The following is a 16,864-nucleotide window of genomic DNA, read 5'->3' on the forward strand; positions in this document are numbered from 1 at the left end:
TCACAGAGGGCTCGCCATGGCCCCCGCGACCGGCATGTCCCGGTAAAGGAAGACGCGTTCGACGGCCGCCCAGGTGGTGCTGGTGACGACATAGAGCGCGGCGGCGAGCGGCACCACGGCCACGGTGATCAGGGTGGCGAAGGAGAGCAGCGGCATGACCTTCGTCATCGCTCCCATGCCCGGGAGCACATCGCCCGGTGCCGGGGCCGGGGCCGCGGCGAGCTGGCGCCTGGTGCGCCGGTAGTTGAAGACGGCGACGGCGGTGACGACGGCGAAGAGCCCGAGGTAGACCAGACCGGCGTCCCCGAGGACCCCGCCGCTCGCCAGGGCGTCCGTCCAGCGGTCGCCGAGCGGGGCGGCGAGGAGCCGGTGGGAGAGGAGGGCGTTGGGCTCGCCGCCGATGCTGCCACTGGAGAAGAGGTGGTAGAGGAGGAAGAACGCCGGGACCTGGAGCAGGCTCGGCAGACAGCCGGAGAGCGGGGACGCCTCCTCCTTGGCGTACAGCTCCATGAGCGCCTGCTTCTGCCGCTCCGGGTTGTCGCGGTGCTTTCTGCGCAGGGCCGCGACCTGCGGCGCGAGCCGGGCGTTGGCCTTCTGGCCACGGGCGGCGGCGCGGGAGAGGGGGTGGACCGCGAGCCGTACGAACGCGGTGAAGAGCACGATCGCGGCGGCGGTGGCCGAGGTGAGGAAGAGCGGCTGGAGCAGGTCGGCGAGCTGCTCGACCAGACGGGCGAAGACGGACATGGGTGAGCCCTCCGGGGGTCTCGTCGTGCCGGGGTGTGGAGACAGGCGGCATGACGGTCCCGCGTGGAGGTGCTGTGGGGTCCCCTACGCGGCGGCCGTCAGGAGGGCACGGCCGGGGGCGCGGGGGCGGGTGCGGCCCCGGGCGTCGGGGTCGCGCTGCGGAAGGAACGCGGTGCGTTTCTCGCGGTCGCGGATGGCGGTGCGGACCCGGGTGCGGGGCACGGCGGGGGCACAGCGGGCGCTGATGACAGCGCAGACGACCAGGGCGGACGCGGCGGAAGCGGTCGCCGTGGCGGCGAGCGCGAGGGCGGCGGAGAGACCGCCGCCGTCGAGGAGCAGGATCTCGGCGAGGAGGAGGAACGCGAGGACGGCGGGGCGGAGGGCGCGCGTTCGTGCGCGAAGCTCCATGTCCCCTCCCCGGTCTCCGGTGGTGCGTTGGTCCGCTGGTCCGCTGGTCCGTTGATCCCGTTATACACGATCGGGTGGCGGGGCGGCCGGGGGGCGGAGGCGGTCGCGGGGGCGGCGGGGTCCGGGGTGATCCCCGGGGGCTCCCCGGCGCTCCCTCCGGGCGCTCCCCCGGGAGAGTTCGCCCCTCCCGCCACTTCTCTTTCACGCGTACACGGGCCGAGGTGACCGGTGCCATACGGCCGCCCTTTCGGCCGTATGGCCGCAGTACCGTGTCCACCATGCGCCCCGACACGCCTGCCGATCACATTGCCGAAGCCGAGCGCCTGCTGCGGACCGCGACGCGGTACCCGGAGGACGACGAGCCCCTCCTCCTCCGGGCCGCGGCCCACCTCGAACTGGCCGGCGAACGCGAACGCGCCTCCACCCTGTACGACCGGCTCGTCACCTCGGGGCCCGAGCGCCCCCTGCTGGTGAAGGCCCTCCAGGCGGCGAACCTCTGGGAGTACGGCCATGAGGCCGAGGCCCGTGCGCTGATCGCGGGCATCCGCACGGCCGCCCCGGCGGACGCGGCCCCGTGGGAGATCATCGCCGAGGCCCTGGAGTCCCATGACGAGCTGGAGGCCTCCCACGACTGCTTCACTGCGGCGATCACCCTGCTGCTCACCCCGGGCGACGACGAGATCCCCTACGACACCCAGTCCCTGCTGACCGGCCGCCACCGCGTCCGCCGGCTGCTCGGCCGCCCCCACGACGAGTGGGACGCCCTGGCCGACAAGGGCCACACCGCCCGGGCCGCGATCTCCCTGGACGAACTCCACGACCCGAAGCGCCTGTGGACCCTCGGCTCCGAGAACCCGGCGGAACTCCGCGCCGAGATCGCCCGTCTCCGCTCGGAACTGGGCTCCTACCGCTCGGCCCTCTCCCGCCCCTTCCCGGTGGCGGTCCTCCACTGGACCGAACCCGAGCTCTCCGAACTCCTCGCGTCCTACCCCGAGCTGGAATCGGAATACCCGACCCACGCGGCCCACCTCACCGACATCGAGGCCTCCCTCCGCGACCTCGCCTCCACCGGCACCGCCAACCTGGGCACGGTCCCGGCGACGGTCCCCTCCTACGAGGCCTTCGCCGCCTCCGAACAGTCCTCCCCGGCCAACGCGGACCTCCTCCCCCAGTACGCCACAACCCTGGCGGCCCGTGGGCGGGCGACGGCCTGGCCACCGGCGAAGGGGGCGCGGTGCTGGTGTGGGGCGGGCGGGGTGTACCGGGACTGTCACGGCAGCGCCGCCCTCTGACAGCCAGCCCCCGACTCCCGCTGAGGTAACCAGTGTTCACCCCAGATATATCCGCGGCCAAGAACACTTCTTCGCTGGCGACGGCCCTCGATACGGATACCGGCCTTGATGAGGTTTTGGCCTGGTTCTCAGCGCAGCCTGACCTTGAAGAAAGATTTGGCAGCGTTCTCCGGCAATCGATTGACGAAGTACTGGACGGCCAGCGCACTGGGCGGTTCGACCTGAACGAGCTCGCCAAAACAGAGAAGACCTACCTGGGAACAAAGGTCGAGATCGTCGCCCGCGCCGCTTTCGGCCTAGGGACCGGACAGCACATGGACTACTTGATCGCGGGCCATGAGGTGGACGCGAAGTTCACTATGCTGAAAAACTGGACCATTCCCGGAGAGGCAGATGAACATATCTGCCTTCTCATCAAAGCTGATGACGAAGCCTCCACGTTCCAGGTGGGTTTGATACGCATTCAGGATGGACTGATGAACTCCGGGAGGAACCGGGACGGCAAGCGCACACTCTCACGGGTGGGCAGATCCGCCATCAGATGGATCATCCCAGCCGGCAGGCTGCCTGCGAATATTCTCATGAGCCTTTCCCAGGCAGACCGGCTGGCGATCTTCAACCCACCCGGCTCAAGCAGGAGAGGGAATGGCGGGCAGCAGCGTGTCAACGAACTTTTCCGGAGGGCTTCAGAACGCCGGGTGGACCGCAATACGGTACTGACCGTGGCGAGCCAGGATGACGGCCCCAAGCGAGTGCGCGATTCAAGGAAACATCTGAGCGGGGAGGGTATCCTTATTCTTGGCCATCAGAATCAGCACCCGCACATCGCCCGCTCCCTAGGCGTGCCCATTCCCGATAAAGGATCATGGGTATCCGTCAGAGTGACCGACCTGGGGGCATCCGCAGACAGCGATCGGCCCACCGCGCAGATCGCCGGTTCCCATTACGCGGTCTGGGCCGAAGGTGATCCGGTTACCCCTGCACCGGCGAGTTACTGAGGCTGGCACAGAGATGACTGCCGAGCGAGAAACAGAAGCCGAGTGGGTGGCGCCGCCTGGCTCATGGGCGTCTTCGGCCGCACGACGCCGGAACATGCAGGCAATCCGCAGCCGTGACACCAAGCCGGAGCAGTTGGTCCGCCGGCTTGTCCACGCGCAGGGGCTGCGCTACCGGGTGTCAGCCAAACCGCTTCCCGGCCTTCGCCGCACGGCCGACATGGTCTTCCGTCCGGCAAAGGTCGCGGTATTCATCGATGGCTGCTACTGGCATGGCTGCCCTGAGCACTATGTCGCACCCCGGACAAATTCCGGCTACTGGTCAGGAAAGGTCGCAGGAAATGTCACCCGAGACCGGGACACTGACCAGCGCCTGGTGAACGCGGGGTGGACTGTTCTGCGCTTCTGGGAGCACGAGTCACCCGAGGACTGCGCAAGCACTGTCCTCCGTGTCGTGCTCGACCGCCGGAAGGAAATCCTGAACAGGAAACTCAGAGGCGACAAGTGAGGGATCATCCTCGGGCTCAAAGTCCGGGGAGGGATCGTCGTGCAGTGGCCCAGTCCGCGAGAGGGCTTCCTTGATCGCCTCTCCTACCGCTGCCGCCACGGGCGGCGGGAAAGCATTGCCCACCTGTCGATAGCGGGCTGTCTTCCCTCCAGTGAACTTCCATTCGGGAGGAAAACCCTGAATGATAGCCGCCTGAGCAACCGTAAGTTTAGGCCCCCGCTCTAGATTGCCGAGATCGCGGTCGGGATCGACCATTTCCTTCTCGTCATTAGCCACCCCCATGCCGTCCACCCCCAGCGATGCCCACGCTTTCTTTGCACGTGTTGGCCCAAGATCCGCACCGCCATGCTTCTTTGACCCGCCGACCAGGGTAGGGGCCACGCCCTGGCTGGCTTTCTTAAACCATTCCCTGTAAAGCGGAGAGTCTTTTCCGCCAAGGCGTCGCAGCATGGATTTTTTAAGTGCCTCAGCTACAGTATTCACCTTATCCTGGGGCTTCGGCCAGTCGAATCCCCGGTATTCATCCTCGCGGATAGCTACCAAAATCGCCCTGGGCCGCAACTGAGGAACCCCGAAATCCTGTGCCTCCAGAACCTGCCAGCCGCAGATGACATAGCCAGCCTTGCGCAAACGGTTCTTAATATGGTTGCGGTAATAGCGGAACTTGCGCTCGGGCTCAACAATTCCGCGCACATTCTCAATCATCACTGCACGGGGTTGCAGCTCTTCAACAAGATCAAGCATTCTAGGGAAGAGATCCCGCTCGTCCTCACGCCCCAGCTGCTTTCCAGCAGCAGAGAATGGCGGGCAGGGGACTCCGCCCGCAAGCAAGTCAAGCTGGCCCGGCTTCAGCCGGTGCGGCTCGGCTTCAGCAGACTTTCCCTTTCTGTCCACACGAGGGTCTGGGATTTCATCCAGCGGATGGAAGTTCTTTACATCCACATTCCGGATGAGGCAGTGATCCCTCTCCCAGCGCCACTTGGGGTTGGTCCTCATGTTCTCTTCAAGGGTTTTCGCCGCATACTTGTCGATCTCAACGAGCGCCAGATGCCGGAAGCCAGCCTGGTGGAGCCCCACGGCTTGGCCGCCGGCACCCGCGCAGATCTCAACCGACGTAAGCGGCTCGTCGCCGGGCGTGGACATGGCTCCTCCTGAGGCGGTGATGACAGACACGCAAGTGTCGCATCCCCCACCGACAGGAACCACGGAACCGGCCGCGGGCCACATCAGGCAATCGATGGCCCTGGAGTGGTCTCGCGCACCACGCCGCCCCAAGCGCGCCGCCCTGGGCTGCCCGGCCCGGCCTCAGGAGCGCCGGCCCGCCTGGAGATGGCCCAGCAGAGCCCGGACATCGCCCATGTCCATACCCGCCGCCAGGGAGGGTTCCTCCTCAAGGTCCGCTAGCTGCCGCACGGCCGGATCATCGAGAATCTGCCCCATGAACTCCAGCTTCTCCTCAAGCCGGTGCGCGACGACTTCGTCAATCGTCTGTTCCACGGCGAGCACCGTGACCCTGGTCTCCGCATCCGGGGCGAGACCCAGCCGGTGAATCCGGTCGAGACTCTGGAGGAAGCGCCCCGCCATAAAGTCCCGGTCCACGTAGACAGCGTCATGGCAGACATGGTGCAGGCTGATGCCCTCACCAAGCGTGGCTGGATTGGAAAGGAGCACAAGGCAGTCCGGATCATCACGGAACCGCCTGATCTGTTCCTCACGGTCGACCGTTCCGCCATATACCACCGCCGGCTGATATGCCTCAAACAACCGTTCCATGGTGGTCAGACTGCGTACAAAAGTCGTCCAGACCAGTGTCTTCCGGCCCAGTGCGGCATTTTCCGCGACAATACTCAAGGCCTCCTTGTATTTAGGTGACAGCTCATAGTCCGGAAGATTCTTCATCAGGGAGTACAAGGAGTCCGTCTCCGGTACGGCGAGCGGCGGGACCTGATAGACGAGCGGTGCGTACCGGCTCTCCCCTTCAAGGAGGAGCGCTGGGCTGGTCGCCGCCATCAGCAATCGCAGCATGGCCTTGCCCAGTGCGTCGAAGTCCGACCGTGATGCCTCGGCGCGGGCCGTATAGCGCCCGGCGAGAGCGTCGTATACCTCCCGGTGCAGTGGGTCCATGCTCACATAGCGGATACGGGTCTCAAATGGCGGAAGTCCCAGCTCGCCCTTGGTAGTGCGGGAGAACAGAGGGCGGAGCACACTGCTGGCGTACGCGAGGTCCCCGCCGGCCACAGCCTCCGTGACCACTCGGCGCCCATGACCGGGCCAGACGAAGGAGAGCAGATTCTCCAGGTCCCGCGCTCCATTCGGAGCCGGGGTGCCCGTGAGAATGAGACGCCTGCGGGCCAGCGGGCCGAGCGCCATGCAGGCGCTGCCGTAGATACCCCGGGCCCCCAGCTTCATCCGGTGGGCCTCATCGAGGACGAGCATGGCCGGCGCGGACCGGAGCCACGAGGCCAGAGCGGCCAGAGACCGGTCCAGACGCTCGTAGTTGACGATCAGGATCTCAGTACCGGGATCAGGGCTGCCTTCCATCACCCGGGCTACAGGCGGCTCGGCGAAGCACCCCTCGGCCTCGCTGAGCCATGACTCGTACGCCGACTTGGGGCTGATGACCAGGAGCCGGCGGACCTCACCGCGAGCGCGCATCGCCGCGAACAGGGCCAGTCCGACCCGGGTCTTGCCCGCGCCGGGGACCGAGAAATTGGCGCCGTGCTGCATCGAGAGCAGCTCTGCGATGTCCCGGCGCTGAAAGCCCGTGAGGTCCGCCCGCCAGCCGGGACCGAGCTGCCCGGCGACATCGTCCAGAGAGACCGGGGCCGTCGACCCGGGGTCCCGAAGCCGCCGCTCAGCCGCCGCGGCGTCATCGAGGACACTGCCGACCAGCGCGGCGAGCTGCTCCTCCCACTCGACCGTCCCGGGATACGGCCAGCTGCCCAGAGCGTCCAGGCCCGAGAGAAGGTCGTCCAGCTCCACTTCCACAGAGAGCGGTGTCCGCTGGGTCCCAGACAGAAAGCGGCCGCCGAGCCTCCCGAAGTCGGCTTCCAGCCCCGTACCCGCGCGCAGGACGGCACGGGTACGAGTGGCATCGAAGCCGATACGCAGGGACGGCACGGCATCGCCAGTCACGCGTCCTCCTGCCGTACAGCCTCAAGCAGCCATGAGACGCCTTCTCCGGGCGCGCTGATGCTGCGGGCGGACTCATGGGCGAGCCGGCCCAGAAGGCCGCGGAGCTTGGTGACAGCCTCATCGAACGCCTCCTCATCGAGGCTCCGGGACGCCCGGGAGAGAACGAGATCAGTAACGCACTGTTCAAGGTCCTGGCAGGCGTCGTTGATCCGGTCCGGTGCAGCCTGCTTCCGCTTGCGAATCCGGGCGTCCTTGCCCGCCGGCTCCAGAGCGTCCTCGACGGCGTCCCGTGCCTTCTTGAGAATTTCGGAGGCCGTTCTGCTGCGGTCCGAGAGGTCGTCCTCCACCGCCTCCACCGCCTTTGCCCTGAGGATGGCGTCGGTCAGCGCCTTGGCTTCCGCCACCCCGGGTGCCGCGGCGGGGATCGTGCGGTTGAGCCCGGGAATGACGACCGCTGAGGCGGCCGGCGTCTCTGGCTTGAGGTCCCCGGGAAGGTGCCTGTCCAGATAGCGGGACCTGAAGTCGGGTTCAATCAGACGGACATCCGTCTTGGAGAAGTTCAGCACGATGGCGAGAAGCCGTGATTCCTTGAGGACCTCGGCTTTATCCCGGCTGGACGCCGATTCCTTGGCATACCGGCGGTACAGCTCCCTCAATTTTTCCTGCTGATTCTCAAAGTCGAGCAGCCGGAGCCGTGCTCCGCCGTCCTCCGACCTGTCGATAAGATCGTTCAGGCAGTCAAGAATCCAGAGTTCCTGCTCGCAGGTCGCCTTGTGGATGCGGAAGTCCCGCGCGATGTCCTCAACGGGCCGCCCCTGCTTGTGCTGCTCCGCGATCGCGAGCAGACGGTTGATATAGGAGTACTCACGGCGGCGGTCCGGGCGGAGCTGGAGGGACAGTTCAACGGCGTTGATGTCATCCCAGGTGCATGACTCAGGGAGCACACCCACCCGCATGTTGGGGACACCCATTTCCTTGAGGGCGGCCCGGCGGGTGTTGCCGTTGACGAGGATGCCGTCATAGGTGATCAGCCCTGGCTCGTTCTGCTTGAAGTCGCGCAGACTCTCCCTGAGCGCGTCGAACTCGGGATCGAGCTTCGTAGGGTCCGACGGCTGAGCCTTGAGAAGGCTGTCGAGGTAGGCCTGGCTCTCCGGCCGCCAGCTGTCGCCTTCGAGCCGCTCGTTCTGCTCCGGATCGTAGCTCCGCTGCGCCCTGATCCGGTGGGTCTGCGGGTTGTAGTAGAGGGATTCCACGGGCATGTCGATGACTTCAACGCTGAGTGGCTTGGTCCGCCACTCGATCGTCAGCGTCTCGCGCACTCCACTGCCGTTGGCAGCCTCCTCCAGCCGCTGCTTGACGAGGGCGCGGTTCTTCTCTGCCAGCGGCGGCCGGCCGTAATCCTTGCTCACGAGGGGCACTCCTGTTGGATATGACGGATTGGTCCCGCCACGGAGGCCGGCGCCCGGCCGGCCTCCGCACTCGGGGTATCGGGCTGCGAGCCTCAGCCAGCGGGCGGTGCCAGCACCTTACGCACCTGCGCCCTCGATTCCTCCGGCAGCATCCGGTAGTCGGCCCACAGCCGCTCCACGGTGCTGAATGCGCGCTTGTCGTCGGCGACCCACCCAGTGAGCATCTTCCGCTCCAGGCTGCCGAGAGCCGCGATGCCCTCGATCACCGCGTTCAGATCCGTGGACTTGCCCCGCCCCCCGACGCGGCAGCGGTTGCACTCGGCTACGAGCTCGGTCTGCTCGCTGCCGTCCGGCTGCTTCACAGCACGGCGCGCGATATCCAGCTGGGCCGACTCAAAAGTGCCGGCGAAAGTCTCGCCGGGCGCGATCCCGCAGGAACGGCAGAAGTGACCGTCCCGTGCCAGCACTTCACGGCGCCGGGTCTGGCTGATCGAGGTGCCGGGAACTGATGCCCTGCCCGGTTCCCAAACGGGCTTGCCCTGCTTGACGAACCGCTGCTCGTGCTGGCCCAGGCTGATGTCCTCACGGTGGGTGTCGATCTGCCAGCCATGGTCCCTCAGGTCCCGGACCCGGCGGTCTGCCTGACTGATCCCCGGGAACGCCTCCTTCAGATCCGCCTTGGTAAAGACATTCCCCTCACCCACCACCGTCAGGAGCCACAGGGCGGCCCGCTTCATGGTGCCGAGCTTCGTATTCGTCCACGAGGGCGACTCCGTCACTGCTTCTCCTCTGACCAGTTATCTGACAGACCACCCCGGCCGACCGTGAAACCCACCGGCTGCCTCGGGTGTTCCTCAACCATTGCCGCTGGCACGCGAGGAATCCAGTCGTGAAGGCATATCCGCGGCGGTGCGTAGTACGCGGCAACGCGTAGATCACACCACCGGAAACCGCTTCCGAAAGCGTCCGGGGCCGCGCAGAATTGGGCTTCTTTACCGTTGGGTTCAGGCGCGGAGGGCTGACGATGACTGACACATCCGAGCGGGAACAGGGAGGCCGGAGACTGGGTTCCAGTCACGCCCAGTTCCGGCGCGCGCTGAAGCACGTGGTGAAGAGCTGCGGCCTGACGCAGGAGCGGATCGCCTCCAGGGCCGGTGTACCGGCCACGACTTTCTCCGGCTATCTCACCGGCTACCGGCTTCCGAAGGAGGCAGCCTCCCTCACCTGTGTGTACGCCGTGATGGAGGAGCACGCGGCGAAGTCCCACCACGTGCTGCCCTGGTCGCTTGAGGACCTGGAGAGGCTGAGGAGCCAGGCCTTGCTTGAGCGCTGCGGTGCCCATTCCGGTGACGGTGCTCCTCGTGTCGGCGAAGCACCTGGTAAACCGCAGTCACCCGTGGCTGAGCTGCCGGCTCCGCTGCGCCGTGCCCGGACGCGCCTGATGCGCCAGCGCGTGCGTCTGTACGGACGTCGGCGCATCGTCAGACCACGCGAGGTTCCGGTGAAGGTGCCGGTCCCCCCCCAGCAGGGGGACCGGCATGTCTCCTTCGGCGCCCAGGGTGACGGCTGGGTCCCGGAGACTGAAGAGGTCCTCGGCCATTTCGCCGCCGGGCGCGACTGGGACGCCTACATGGTGCTCCGGAACACGGCCAGCACAGCGTCCGCGCACGAGATCCCCGAGATTGTCAGCGCTTGCCGGAGCGCTGGCATGGAGGACGCGGTGGAGATTGTTCTGCGGGCCGCCGCCCAGCGCGATACCCGCGCCGTACTGAACATCACCGCCGCCCTGCACGAACGGCGGCAGTTCGACGATGCCGGCGTCGTGCTGGCGGCGGCCCGGTCCCACTGACGCGCGCCTGGCCCAAGTGCCGCACCGCCCCTGACTCATACATGCGATGAGCTCCGGAGCCCGCACCGCATTCCCGGTAACCCCCCGCCGCGGGGGATGAGGCGGCCGGCTACCGGGAATGGGGCAGGACCGCAGCGGCCGGAGGGACAGTTCCAGCCGTCGCGGGGTCGGGGTTGGCGGTGGGGTCGTGTGAGGTCGAGCGGGTGGGGTGGCGGGGAGCCTCGGTGGGGGCGTCGGGTGGTCTGTTCAGTGGAACGCGGCCAACTGACCGTTGGTTCAAGCCGATTGGCGGATCATTCCCGGGCGGCCGGCCCGTCGGCTCGTACGCTCGGACCACCGGCGCAGACCCGTCGGATCAAGGGAGGACCCACCGCGATGCAGAGGCGATTCATATCCGTGGCGGCGAGCGCCATCGTGTTCGGCACGGCGGGGGCCGTCCCCGCCGCCGCCCACGGGGGAAGCCATGACCGTGGCACCACCTCCGCGTACTCCGTCACACTCTCCGGCGCCAACGAGGTGCCGGTCCCCGGTGGGCCCGCCGTCAACGACCCCGACGGGAAGGCGGTCGCGCTGATCAAGGTCCGGGGCGACCGGGTCACCTTCGCGGTGAAGTGGCAGGGGCTCGTGCCCAGCCTCGGGCACATCCACCAGGGCGGCGCCGGGCAGAACGGTGCGCTCAGGGTGGCGCTGTGGGGCAGTTCCATGCCCGACAGCGTCAGCGCGGCGGCCGGCCGGGTGACCGTCACCGATGCCGCGCTGGCCGGACAGATCCGCGAGAACCCCGCCGGGTTCTATGTGAACCTGCACAGCGCCGAGTTCCCCGGCGGAGCCGTGCGCGGACAGCTCCAGCGGTTCACGGGGGACGTCGACCCGCTCGGCATCGTCCGCGGCGGCACTCTGCGGGCGCTCTCCGACGGCGCGCAGGAGGTCCCGAAGGACGACGCCTCCAAGGTCGGGGACCCCGACGGGCGCGCGCTCACCCTGCTGAATCCCCGGGGGAGCACCGTCGACTACGCGCTGGCCTGGCGCGGCATCCAGAGCCCCTCCCTGGGCCATGTCCACCAGGGCGCGTTCGGCAAGAACGGGAGTGTCGTCCTCGACTTCTTCAACCGGCCCGTGCCCGGCGGGGTCCTCGCCGTCGCCGGGAGGCTCACCGGCCAGGACCGCGACGCCGTCCAGCGCGTCCGGGCCAACCCCGGGGACCACTACTCCAACATCCACACCGCCGAGTTCCCCGACGGAGCCGTGCGCGGACAGCTCTTCGGCCGGCGGGGGTGAGTGGCCGACCCGGCAGACGCGAGGGTGGTGCGGCGCCCCCGCACCACCCGGGCCATCTCCACCACCCGCGGGGCGCCCCCCCTCCGCTCAGCCCCCCAGCGCGTGCGCCACCGTGTAGATCAGCAGGCCGGCCAGGGCGCCGACGACCGTGCCGTTGATGCGGATGAACTGGAGGTCCCGGCCGATGTGGGCCTCGATCTTGCGTGAGGTGTGCTCGGCGTCCCAGCCCGCCACGGTGTCCGAGATCAGCGAGGTGATCTCTCCGCGATACGTGGTCACGACATAGACCGCCGCGTCCTCCACCCAGCCGTCCACCTTGGACTGGAGCCGTTCGTCGGACGCCAGCCGCGCGCCCAGCGAGAGCAGCGAGGCGCGGGCCCGCAGCCTCAGTTCGCTGCGGTCGTCCTCCGCCGCCGAGAGGATCATCGCGCGCACGGAGGACCACGCCGAGGCGATCACATCCTGCACCTCCGTGCGCGAGACCAGCTCCGACTTGAGGCGCTCCACCCGTGCCCGGGTCTCGGTGTCCGACTGGAGGTCGGCGGCGAAGTCCGTGAGGAAGCGGTCGATCGCCCCGCGCGCCGGGTGGTCGGGGGCGTCGCGCATCTCGGTGACGAAGCGCAGCAGCTCCCGGTAGACCCGCTCCCCCACCTTGCGGTCCACGAAGCGCGGGGTCCACCCGGGTGCCCCGCCCTCGACCGCGTCCATCACCGACGCGGCATGGGTGACCAGCCAGTCGTGGGCGCGGGCGCAGACCAGGTCCACGGCGCGGTGGTGCGCGCCGTCGCCGACCACCTTCTCCAGGGTCTTGCCGATACCGGGGGCGATCTCGGCGCTGTTGGCCCGCCGGGTGATCGCCTCGCCGACCACGGCCTGGACGTCCGAGTCGCGCAGCACGGTGAGCGCGCCGCGCAGGGCGGTGGAGAGCTCGGAGGTGACCCGGTCGGCGTGGGCGGGCTCGGCGAGCCACGCCCCGAGCCGGGCGCCGATGCCCACGGAGCGCAGCCGGGACCGCACCACGTCCTCGGAGAGGAAGTTCTCCCCGACGAAGGAGCCGAGCGAGGCTCCCAGCTGGTCCTTCTTGTTCGGGATGATCGCGGTGTGCGGAATCGGGATGCCCAGCGGGTGGCGGAAGAGCGCGGTCACCGCGAACCAGTCGGCGAGCGCGCCGACCATGCCGGCCTCGGCCGCCGCGGCGACATATCCGGCCCAGGGGCCCGCTCCCGCGTTCTTCGCCCAGGTGGCGAGCGCGAAGATCACCGCGACCAGGACCAGCAGTCCGGTCGCGAAGAGCTTCATCCGGCGGACGCCGCGCTGTTTCTCCGCGTCCGCCTCGGTGAAGGTGAAGGAGGGGAGCCCGCCGCGGCGCGGCCCGCGGCCGGCGCCGGGTGCGCCGCCCGGCGACCCGGCGCCCGTCCCACCCGGCGAACCACCCGACGTCCCGTCCGGCGACCCGCTCCCCTGTTCCTCATGTGCTGTGCGATTCATCCGCTCCACCCGTTCACGCGCGTTCCCCCCGCATTGTCCCTGCCTCAGGTACTCCCAGGGTGCACCCTGAGTTCCCGGGAGGGCCGGGCGGCGGCTCCCGCGCCGGGCCGCGCGGTCAGTCCAGCTCCTTGCGGGGGCCGCCCCCGCCCTTCTCCAGCCGCTTCCGTTCGCGCTCCAGCTCCCGCTCCCGTTCCCGCTCGGCCTTCAGCCGCTGCTTCTCGGCCCTGGTGCGCCGGTGCTTCACATCCACCCCGCCCATCAGCGCGAATCCGGTGACGCGCACTCTCGGGGACGAGGGGTCCGGCGCCGTGTCCGCGCCGTGGTCCGCGAACTCGCCCATGAAGGCGGCGCCGGTGACATCGACGTTCAGCCCGGGCGGCGCGATGACGTCGATCCCGCCCATGATCGCGAAGCAGCGGATCTCGACCACGCGGTCCTCGAAGCGGGCCTCGCGCAGATCCAGATCGCCGCCGGCCATCATCGCGAAGGCGGTGAACCGGCGGGGCACCGTCCAGCGGCCCTTGCGGCTGAAGCCGCCCCAGAAGGCGAAGGCGTTGCGCGAGGTCGCCGGGCCGCCGATGCGCTCGGCCCAGCGGGACCGGCTCCCGGCCTCCTCCGCCGGGGCGAAGGCCCCGGGCGCCGGGGTGGCCGCCGGCTCCGGGAGGTCCTGGACCAGCGGCTCCAACTCGCCTCGCGTGCGGGCCCGGAGGGCGGTGTCGAGGCGCTCCTCGAACTCCTCCATCGTGAGCCGGCCCTCCGCCGCCGCGTCGCGCAGCCGCTCGGCGATCCGCTCACGTTCCGTGTCCGAGGCCCGCATCTCTGGGAGTTCGCTCATACGTGCCAGGATAGACAGCGCGAGGGGTCATCACCGGGGGACGCCCGCGGGGGCGGAGCCCTCCGCGTACATCCTCGCGATCACCGCCTCGATGTCCGGCTCGCGGACGGACAGATCCATCACCGGATATCTCTCGGCCAGCTCGGCCACCAGCGGCGCCGCCGACCGGGACGCCGGGAAGGCCAGCCACTGCCGGGGGCCCTCCACCCGCACCGTACGGGCGAACTCCGTCACCACCGGCGGAAGCTCCCGCTCCAGGTCGACCACCAGGGTCCGTTCGCTCCCGCCCGCCGCGTGCAGCCCGGCGAGCGAGCCGTCGTACATCAGCCGCCCGTGGTCGATGACCATCACCCGCCGGCAGAGCTGTTCGATGTCCGTCAGATCGTGGGTGGTGAGCAGCACGGTCGTCCCGCTGCCCGCGTTCAGCTCGCGCAGGAACTCCCGCACCTTGGCCTTGGAGATCACATCGAGGCCGATCGTCGGCTCGTCCAGATAGAGCACCTCGGGGTCGTGCAGCAGCGCCGCCGCGATGTCGCCGCGCATCCGCTGGCCGAGTGAGAGCTGCCGTACGGGCACCTCCAGCAGCTCCGCCAGATCCAGGAGTTCGACGCAGCGGTCCAGGTTCTCCCGGAACCGCCGGTCCGGGATGCGGTACATCCGGTGCATCAGCCGGTACGAGTCCTTCAGCGGCAGATCCCACCACAGGGTGGTGCGCTGGCCGAAGACGACACCGATCCGCTGGGCCAGCCGGGTGCGCTCGCGCGCCGGGTCGATGCCGGCGACCCTCAGCCGGCCGGCGCTGGGGGTGAGGATGCCGGTGAGCATCTTGATGGTGGTGGACTTCCCGGCGCCGTTCGGGCCGATGTAACCCACCATCTCGCCGCGCGCCACCCGGAAGCCGATCCCGTCCACGGCGCGCACCTGGTGCTTCTCCCGGCGCAGCAGGCCGGCCCGGCGGCGTACGTCGAAGACCTTCTCGACCCCGTCCAGTTCGATCACGTCCATGGTCAATCCGGTCAACTCCCGGTACTGCGGTAGGAACGGAGCCCGACCCGCCAGGCCAGCGAGGCGAGCCAGCAGCAGCCGACGGCGATCAGGGGCGGCAGAAAGGCGAACCACTGCGGCACATCGAGCGGGTAGGGCCGCTCCAGGATGTGGAGCGCGGGGAGCCAGCTCACAAAGGCGAGCGGGACGACGAAGGTGACCCCGCGCACCAGGTCCTGGGCGAAGACGGACGGCGGGTACTGGAGCATGGTGCTGCCGCCGTAGGTGAAGGAGTTCTGCACCTCGGCCGCGTCCTGCGCCCAGAACTGGAAGGCCGCGCCGCCCACGAACACGGCCGCGAAGATCCCCGCCCCGCTCAGCACCATCATCGGCACCATGAGCACCTTCAGAAGGGTCCAGTCCACGTCCACCGCGTACAGACCGTACGCCAGCACCAGGGTGCCCTGGAGGACCCGGCCGAGCCGGCGCAGGGCGAAGCGGTCGGCGGCGATCTGGGCGAGGACCGGAGCGGGGCGTACGAGAAGGGTGTCCAGGGTGCCGTCGCGGACCCGGCGCCCGAGCCGGTCGACCGTGCCGAGGGCGAGGTCGGTGAGGCCGAAGGAGGTGCTGACCGCCCCGTACAGAAAGGCGATCTCGGCGAGGGTGAAGCCGCCGAGCACATCGATGTGCGAGAACATCAGCAGGATCGCGAGGAAGTCGAAGCCGGTCACCGCGAAGCTGGCGAGGGTGGCCATGACGAAGGACGCGCGGTAGGCCAGGGTGGAGCGAATCCACATCGCGGCGATGAGGGCGAAGGCCCGCAGCCCGTCCCGGACGACCGGCGGGGCGGGACCGAAGGCCGGCGCGCCGCCGGACCAACCGGCGGGACCGGCGGGACCGGAAGGGCCGGAAGGACCGGAAGGTCCCGAGGGGCCGGGGATGCCCGGGGGGCCCGCGGAGCCGGGGGCGCCCGAGGGGCCATCCCCCGGAGCCGTGCCCCCGGCCGGCGCCGTCGTCTCAGCCACCCTGCACCACCACCCTGCGCGTCGCCACCGTCTGGAGCACCCGCCCGGTGGCGAGCAGCGCCGCCGCCCACCCCGCCTGGAACGCGAACGCCCCCATCAGACCCCACCCCGTGTGCTTGCCCAGCAGCACATCCGCCGGCACCTGGAGCATCGACGACCAGGGCAGCGCCCGCGCCACCTCGCCCAGCGCCCCCGGGAAGATGTTCAGCGGCAGCAGCATCCCCGAGAAGAACAGCCCCGCCAGCCAGCTGATCTGCGCCACCCCCGCGCCGTCCAGCAGCCAGAACGCCGAGAGCGCCACCACGAAGCGGATCGCGAAGCTCACCACCACCCCGAGCACCACCGCCAGCAGAAACGCGGCCCAGGTGACCACCGACCCCGGCAGCGCCAGCTCGAAGGCGAGCGCCCCGAACGCCATGGGCGCCACCCCCCGTCCCAGCAGATGGAAGGCGGCCCGGCCCAGGTCGCCCGCCAGCCAGAAGAGCTGGAGGTCGGCCGGGCGGTAGAGGTCGACGGCGATGTCGCCGGTGCGGATGCGCTCGACCAGCTCCTCCTCGAAGCCGCCGCCCATCATGGCGCAGGTCATCAGCAGCGCCTGGCCCAGCCACACATAGGTGACCGCCTGGGAGACGTCATAGCCGCCGAGGCCGGGGCGCTCGTCCCACAGGGCCACATAGGTGTAGGCCATGATGAAGCCGAAGACGGTGTTGGTGAAGACCCCGGCCACCGTCGCCACCCGGTAGGTCGCGAAGCGCCGGAACCCTCCGGCCGCCACCAGCGCGTACAGCCTCACTCGCCCGCTCCCGCCCGATAGCCCGGGTGCCCGCTTCGGAGAACAGCCGCGGAGAACCGCCGCGGAGACCGCCACGGAGAACCGCCTCAGAGCACCAAAGCGCCCGAGCCTAGTCCCGGCG

The 16,864-nt window shown here is 69.1% G+C and carries 16 protein-coding genes; 5 read left to right on the forward strand and 11 right to left on the reverse strand.

What is annotated here, in order from left to right; genetic code table 11:
- On the reverse strand, positions 1-744 hold the full coding sequence (locus tag ACWCRA_RS27275; protein ID WP_451068853.1) for a YidC/Oxa1 family membrane protein insertase: 744 nt from the start codon (positions 742-744) through the stop codon (positions 1-3).
- Positions 745-828: 84 nt separating this feature from the next.
- On the reverse strand, positions 829-1,152 hold the full coding sequence (locus ACWCRA_RS27280) for a DUF6412 domain-containing protein (protein ID WP_351554178.1): 324 nt from the start codon (positions 1,150-1,152) through the stop codon (positions 829-831).
- A gap of 278 nt (positions 1,153-1,430) precedes the next feature.
- On the opposite strand from ACWCRA_RS27280, the gene ACWCRA_RS27285 reads away from it, so the two are divergent.
- From ACWCRA_RS27285 to ACWCRA_RS27295, 3 genes are read left to right on the forward strand one after another with little or no spacing between them, the layout of a single operon-like run.
- Complete coding sequence (locus ACWCRA_RS27285) at positions 1,431-2,444, forward strand: hypothetical protein (protein WP_451068854.1); 1,014 nt, start codon at positions 1,431-1,433, stop codon at positions 2,442-2,444.
- Positions 2,445-2,476: 32 nt separating this feature from the next.
- Positions 2,477-3,442 carry a NaeI family type II restriction endonuclease gene (locus tag ACWCRA_RS27290; protein ID WP_451068855.1) on the forward strand — a complete coding sequence of 322 codons (966 nt, stop codon included), beginning with the start codon at positions 2,477-2,479 and terminating at the stop codon, positions 3,440-3,442.
- A 13-nt stretch (positions 3,443-3,455) separates the two neighbouring features.
- Positions 3,456-3,947: a very short patch repair endonuclease gene (locus ACWCRA_RS27295; protein WP_451068856.1), complete on the forward strand. Its 492-nt coding sequence runs from the start codon at positions 3,456-3,458 to the stop codon at positions 3,945-3,947.
- Here the strand turns inward: ACWCRA_RS27295 and ACWCRA_RS27300 are convergent.
- From ACWCRA_RS27300 to ACWCRA_RS27315, 4 genes are all read right to left on the reverse strand, one after another.
- On the reverse strand, positions 3,858-5,090 hold the full coding sequence (locus ACWCRA_RS27300) for a DNA cytosine methyltransferase (protein ID WP_451068857.1): 1,233 nt from the start codon (positions 5,088-5,090) through the stop codon (positions 3,858-3,860). The genes ACWCRA_RS27295 and ACWCRA_RS27300 overlap by 90 nt on opposite strands.
- Positions 5,091-5,252: 162 nt before the next feature.
- Positions 5,253-7,082: a DEAD/DEAH box helicase gene (locus ACWCRA_RS27305; protein WP_451068858.1), complete on the reverse strand. Its 1,830-nt coding sequence runs from the start codon at positions 7,080-7,082 to the stop codon at positions 5,253-5,255.
- Positions 7,079-8,491, reverse strand: coding sequence for a transcriptional regulator (locus tag ACWCRA_RS27310; protein ID WP_451068859.1), 1,413 nt, complete (start codon positions 8,489-8,491; stop codon positions 7,079-7,081). Before ACWCRA_RS27310 ends, ACWCRA_RS27305 begins: the two co-directional genes overlap by 4 nt.
- Before the next feature lie 92 nt (positions 8,492-8,583).
- Positions 8,584-9,228: a hypothetical protein gene (locus ACWCRA_RS27315; protein WP_451068889.1), complete on the reverse strand. Its 645-nt coding sequence runs from the start codon at positions 9,226-9,228 to the stop codon at positions 8,584-8,586.
- 287 nt (positions 9,229-9,515) lie between these two features.
- On the opposite strand from ACWCRA_RS27315, the gene ACWCRA_RS27320 reads away from it, so the two are divergent.
- Both ACWCRA_RS27320 and ACWCRA_RS27325 read left to right on the forward strand, forming a co-directional pair.
- Complete coding sequence (locus tag ACWCRA_RS27320) at positions 9,516-10,340, forward strand: hypothetical protein (protein WP_451068860.1); 825 nt, start codon at positions 9,516-9,518, stop codon at positions 10,338-10,340.
- Between the two features lie 375 nt (positions 10,341-10,715).
- Positions 10,716-11,618, forward strand: coding sequence for a CHRD domain-containing protein (locus tag ACWCRA_RS27325; protein WP_351554219.1), 903 nt, complete (start codon positions 10,716-10,718; stop codon positions 11,616-11,618).
- An 87-nt stretch (positions 11,619-11,705) separates the two neighbouring features.
- Here the strand turns inward: ACWCRA_RS27325 and ACWCRA_RS27330 are convergent, their stop codons facing one another.
- The 5 genes from ACWCRA_RS27330 to ACWCRA_RS27350 all read right to left on the reverse strand — a co-directional run bounded on the left by ACWCRA_RS27330 (position 11,706) and on the right by ACWCRA_RS27350 (position 16,743).
- The gene (locus ACWCRA_RS27330; protein ID WP_351554221.1) at positions 11,706-13,106 is read right to left on the reverse strand and encodes a DUF445 domain-containing protein; all 1,401 of its coding nucleotides are present in this window, start codon (positions 13,104-13,106) and stop codon (positions 11,706-11,708) included.
- Between the two features lie 115 nt (positions 13,107-13,221).
- Complete coding sequence (locus ACWCRA_RS27335) at positions 13,222-13,923, reverse strand: DUF1707 SHOCT-like domain-containing protein (protein WP_351554245.1); 702 nt, start codon at positions 13,921-13,923, stop codon at positions 13,222-13,224.
- Between the two features lie 48 nt (positions 13,924-13,971).
- Positions 13,972-14,946, reverse strand: coding sequence for an ABC transporter ATP-binding protein (locus ACWCRA_RS27340; protein WP_351554224.1), 975 nt, complete (start codon positions 14,944-14,946; stop codon positions 13,972-13,974).
- Between the two features lie 11 nt (positions 14,947-14,957).
- On the reverse strand, positions 14,958-15,749 hold the full coding sequence (locus ACWCRA_RS27345; RefSeq protein ID WP_451068890.1) for an ABC transporter permease: 792 nt from the start codon (positions 15,747-15,749) through the stop codon (positions 14,958-14,960).
- Positions 15,750-15,942: 193 nt separating this feature from the next.
- Positions 15,943-16,743 (reverse strand): ABC transporter permease, encoded by an 801-nt coding sequence (locus ACWCRA_RS27350; protein WP_351554227.1) that lies wholly within the window; start codon positions 16,741-16,743, stop codon positions 15,943-15,945.
- Positions 16,744-16,864: the final 121 nt, after the last annotated feature.

It is taken from the genome of Streptomyces sp. NPDC001889, assembly GCF_053594535.1.

Excerpts from the sequence above, each read along its gene's own strand:
- ACWCRA_RS27300 (WP_451068857.1), bottom strand. The coding sequence starts at position 5,090 with ATGTCCACGCCCGGCGACGAGCCGCTTACGTCGGTTGAGATCTGCGCG.
- ACWCRA_RS27295 (WP_451068856.1), top strand. The coding sequence starts at position 3,456 with ATGACTGCCGAGCGAGAAACAGAAGCCGAGTGGGTGGCGCCGCCTGGC.
- ACWCRA_RS27320 (WP_451068860.1), top strand. The coding sequence starts at position 9,516 with ATGACTGACACATCCGAGCGGGAACAGGGAGGCCGGAGACTGGGTTCC.
- ACWCRA_RS27285 (WP_451068854.1), top strand. The coding sequence starts at position 1,431 with ATGCGCCCCGACACGCCTGCCGATCACATTGCCGAAGCCGAGCGCCTG.
- ACWCRA_RS27330 (WP_351554221.1), bottom strand. The coding sequence starts at position 13,106 with ATGAATCGCACAGCACATGAGGAACAGGGGAGCGGGTCGCCGGACGGG.
- ACWCRA_RS27340 (WP_351554224.1), bottom strand. The coding sequence starts at position 14,946 with ATGGACGTGATCGAACTGGACGGGGTCGAGAAGGTCTTCGACGTACGC.
- ACWCRA_RS27280 (WP_351554178.1), bottom strand. The coding sequence starts at position 1,152 with ATGGAGCTTCGCGCACGAACGCGCGCCCTCCGCCCCGCCGTCCTCGCG.
- ACWCRA_RS27315 (WP_451068889.1), bottom strand. The coding sequence starts at position 9,228 with ATGAAGCGGGCCGCCCTGTGGCTCCTGACGGTGGTGGGTGAGGGGAAT.
- ACWCRA_RS27335 (WP_351554245.1), bottom strand. The coding sequence starts at position 13,923 with ATGCGGGCCTCGGACACGGAACGTGAGCGGATCGCCGAGCGGCTGCGC.
- ACWCRA_RS27275 (WP_451068853.1), bottom strand. The coding sequence starts at position 744 with ATGTCCGTCTTCGCCCGTCTGGTCGAGCAGCTCGCCGACCTGCTCCAG.
- ACWCRA_RS27325 (WP_351554219.1), top strand. The coding sequence starts at position 10,716 with ATGCAGAGGCGATTCATATCCGTGGCGGCGAGCGCCATCGTGTTCGGC.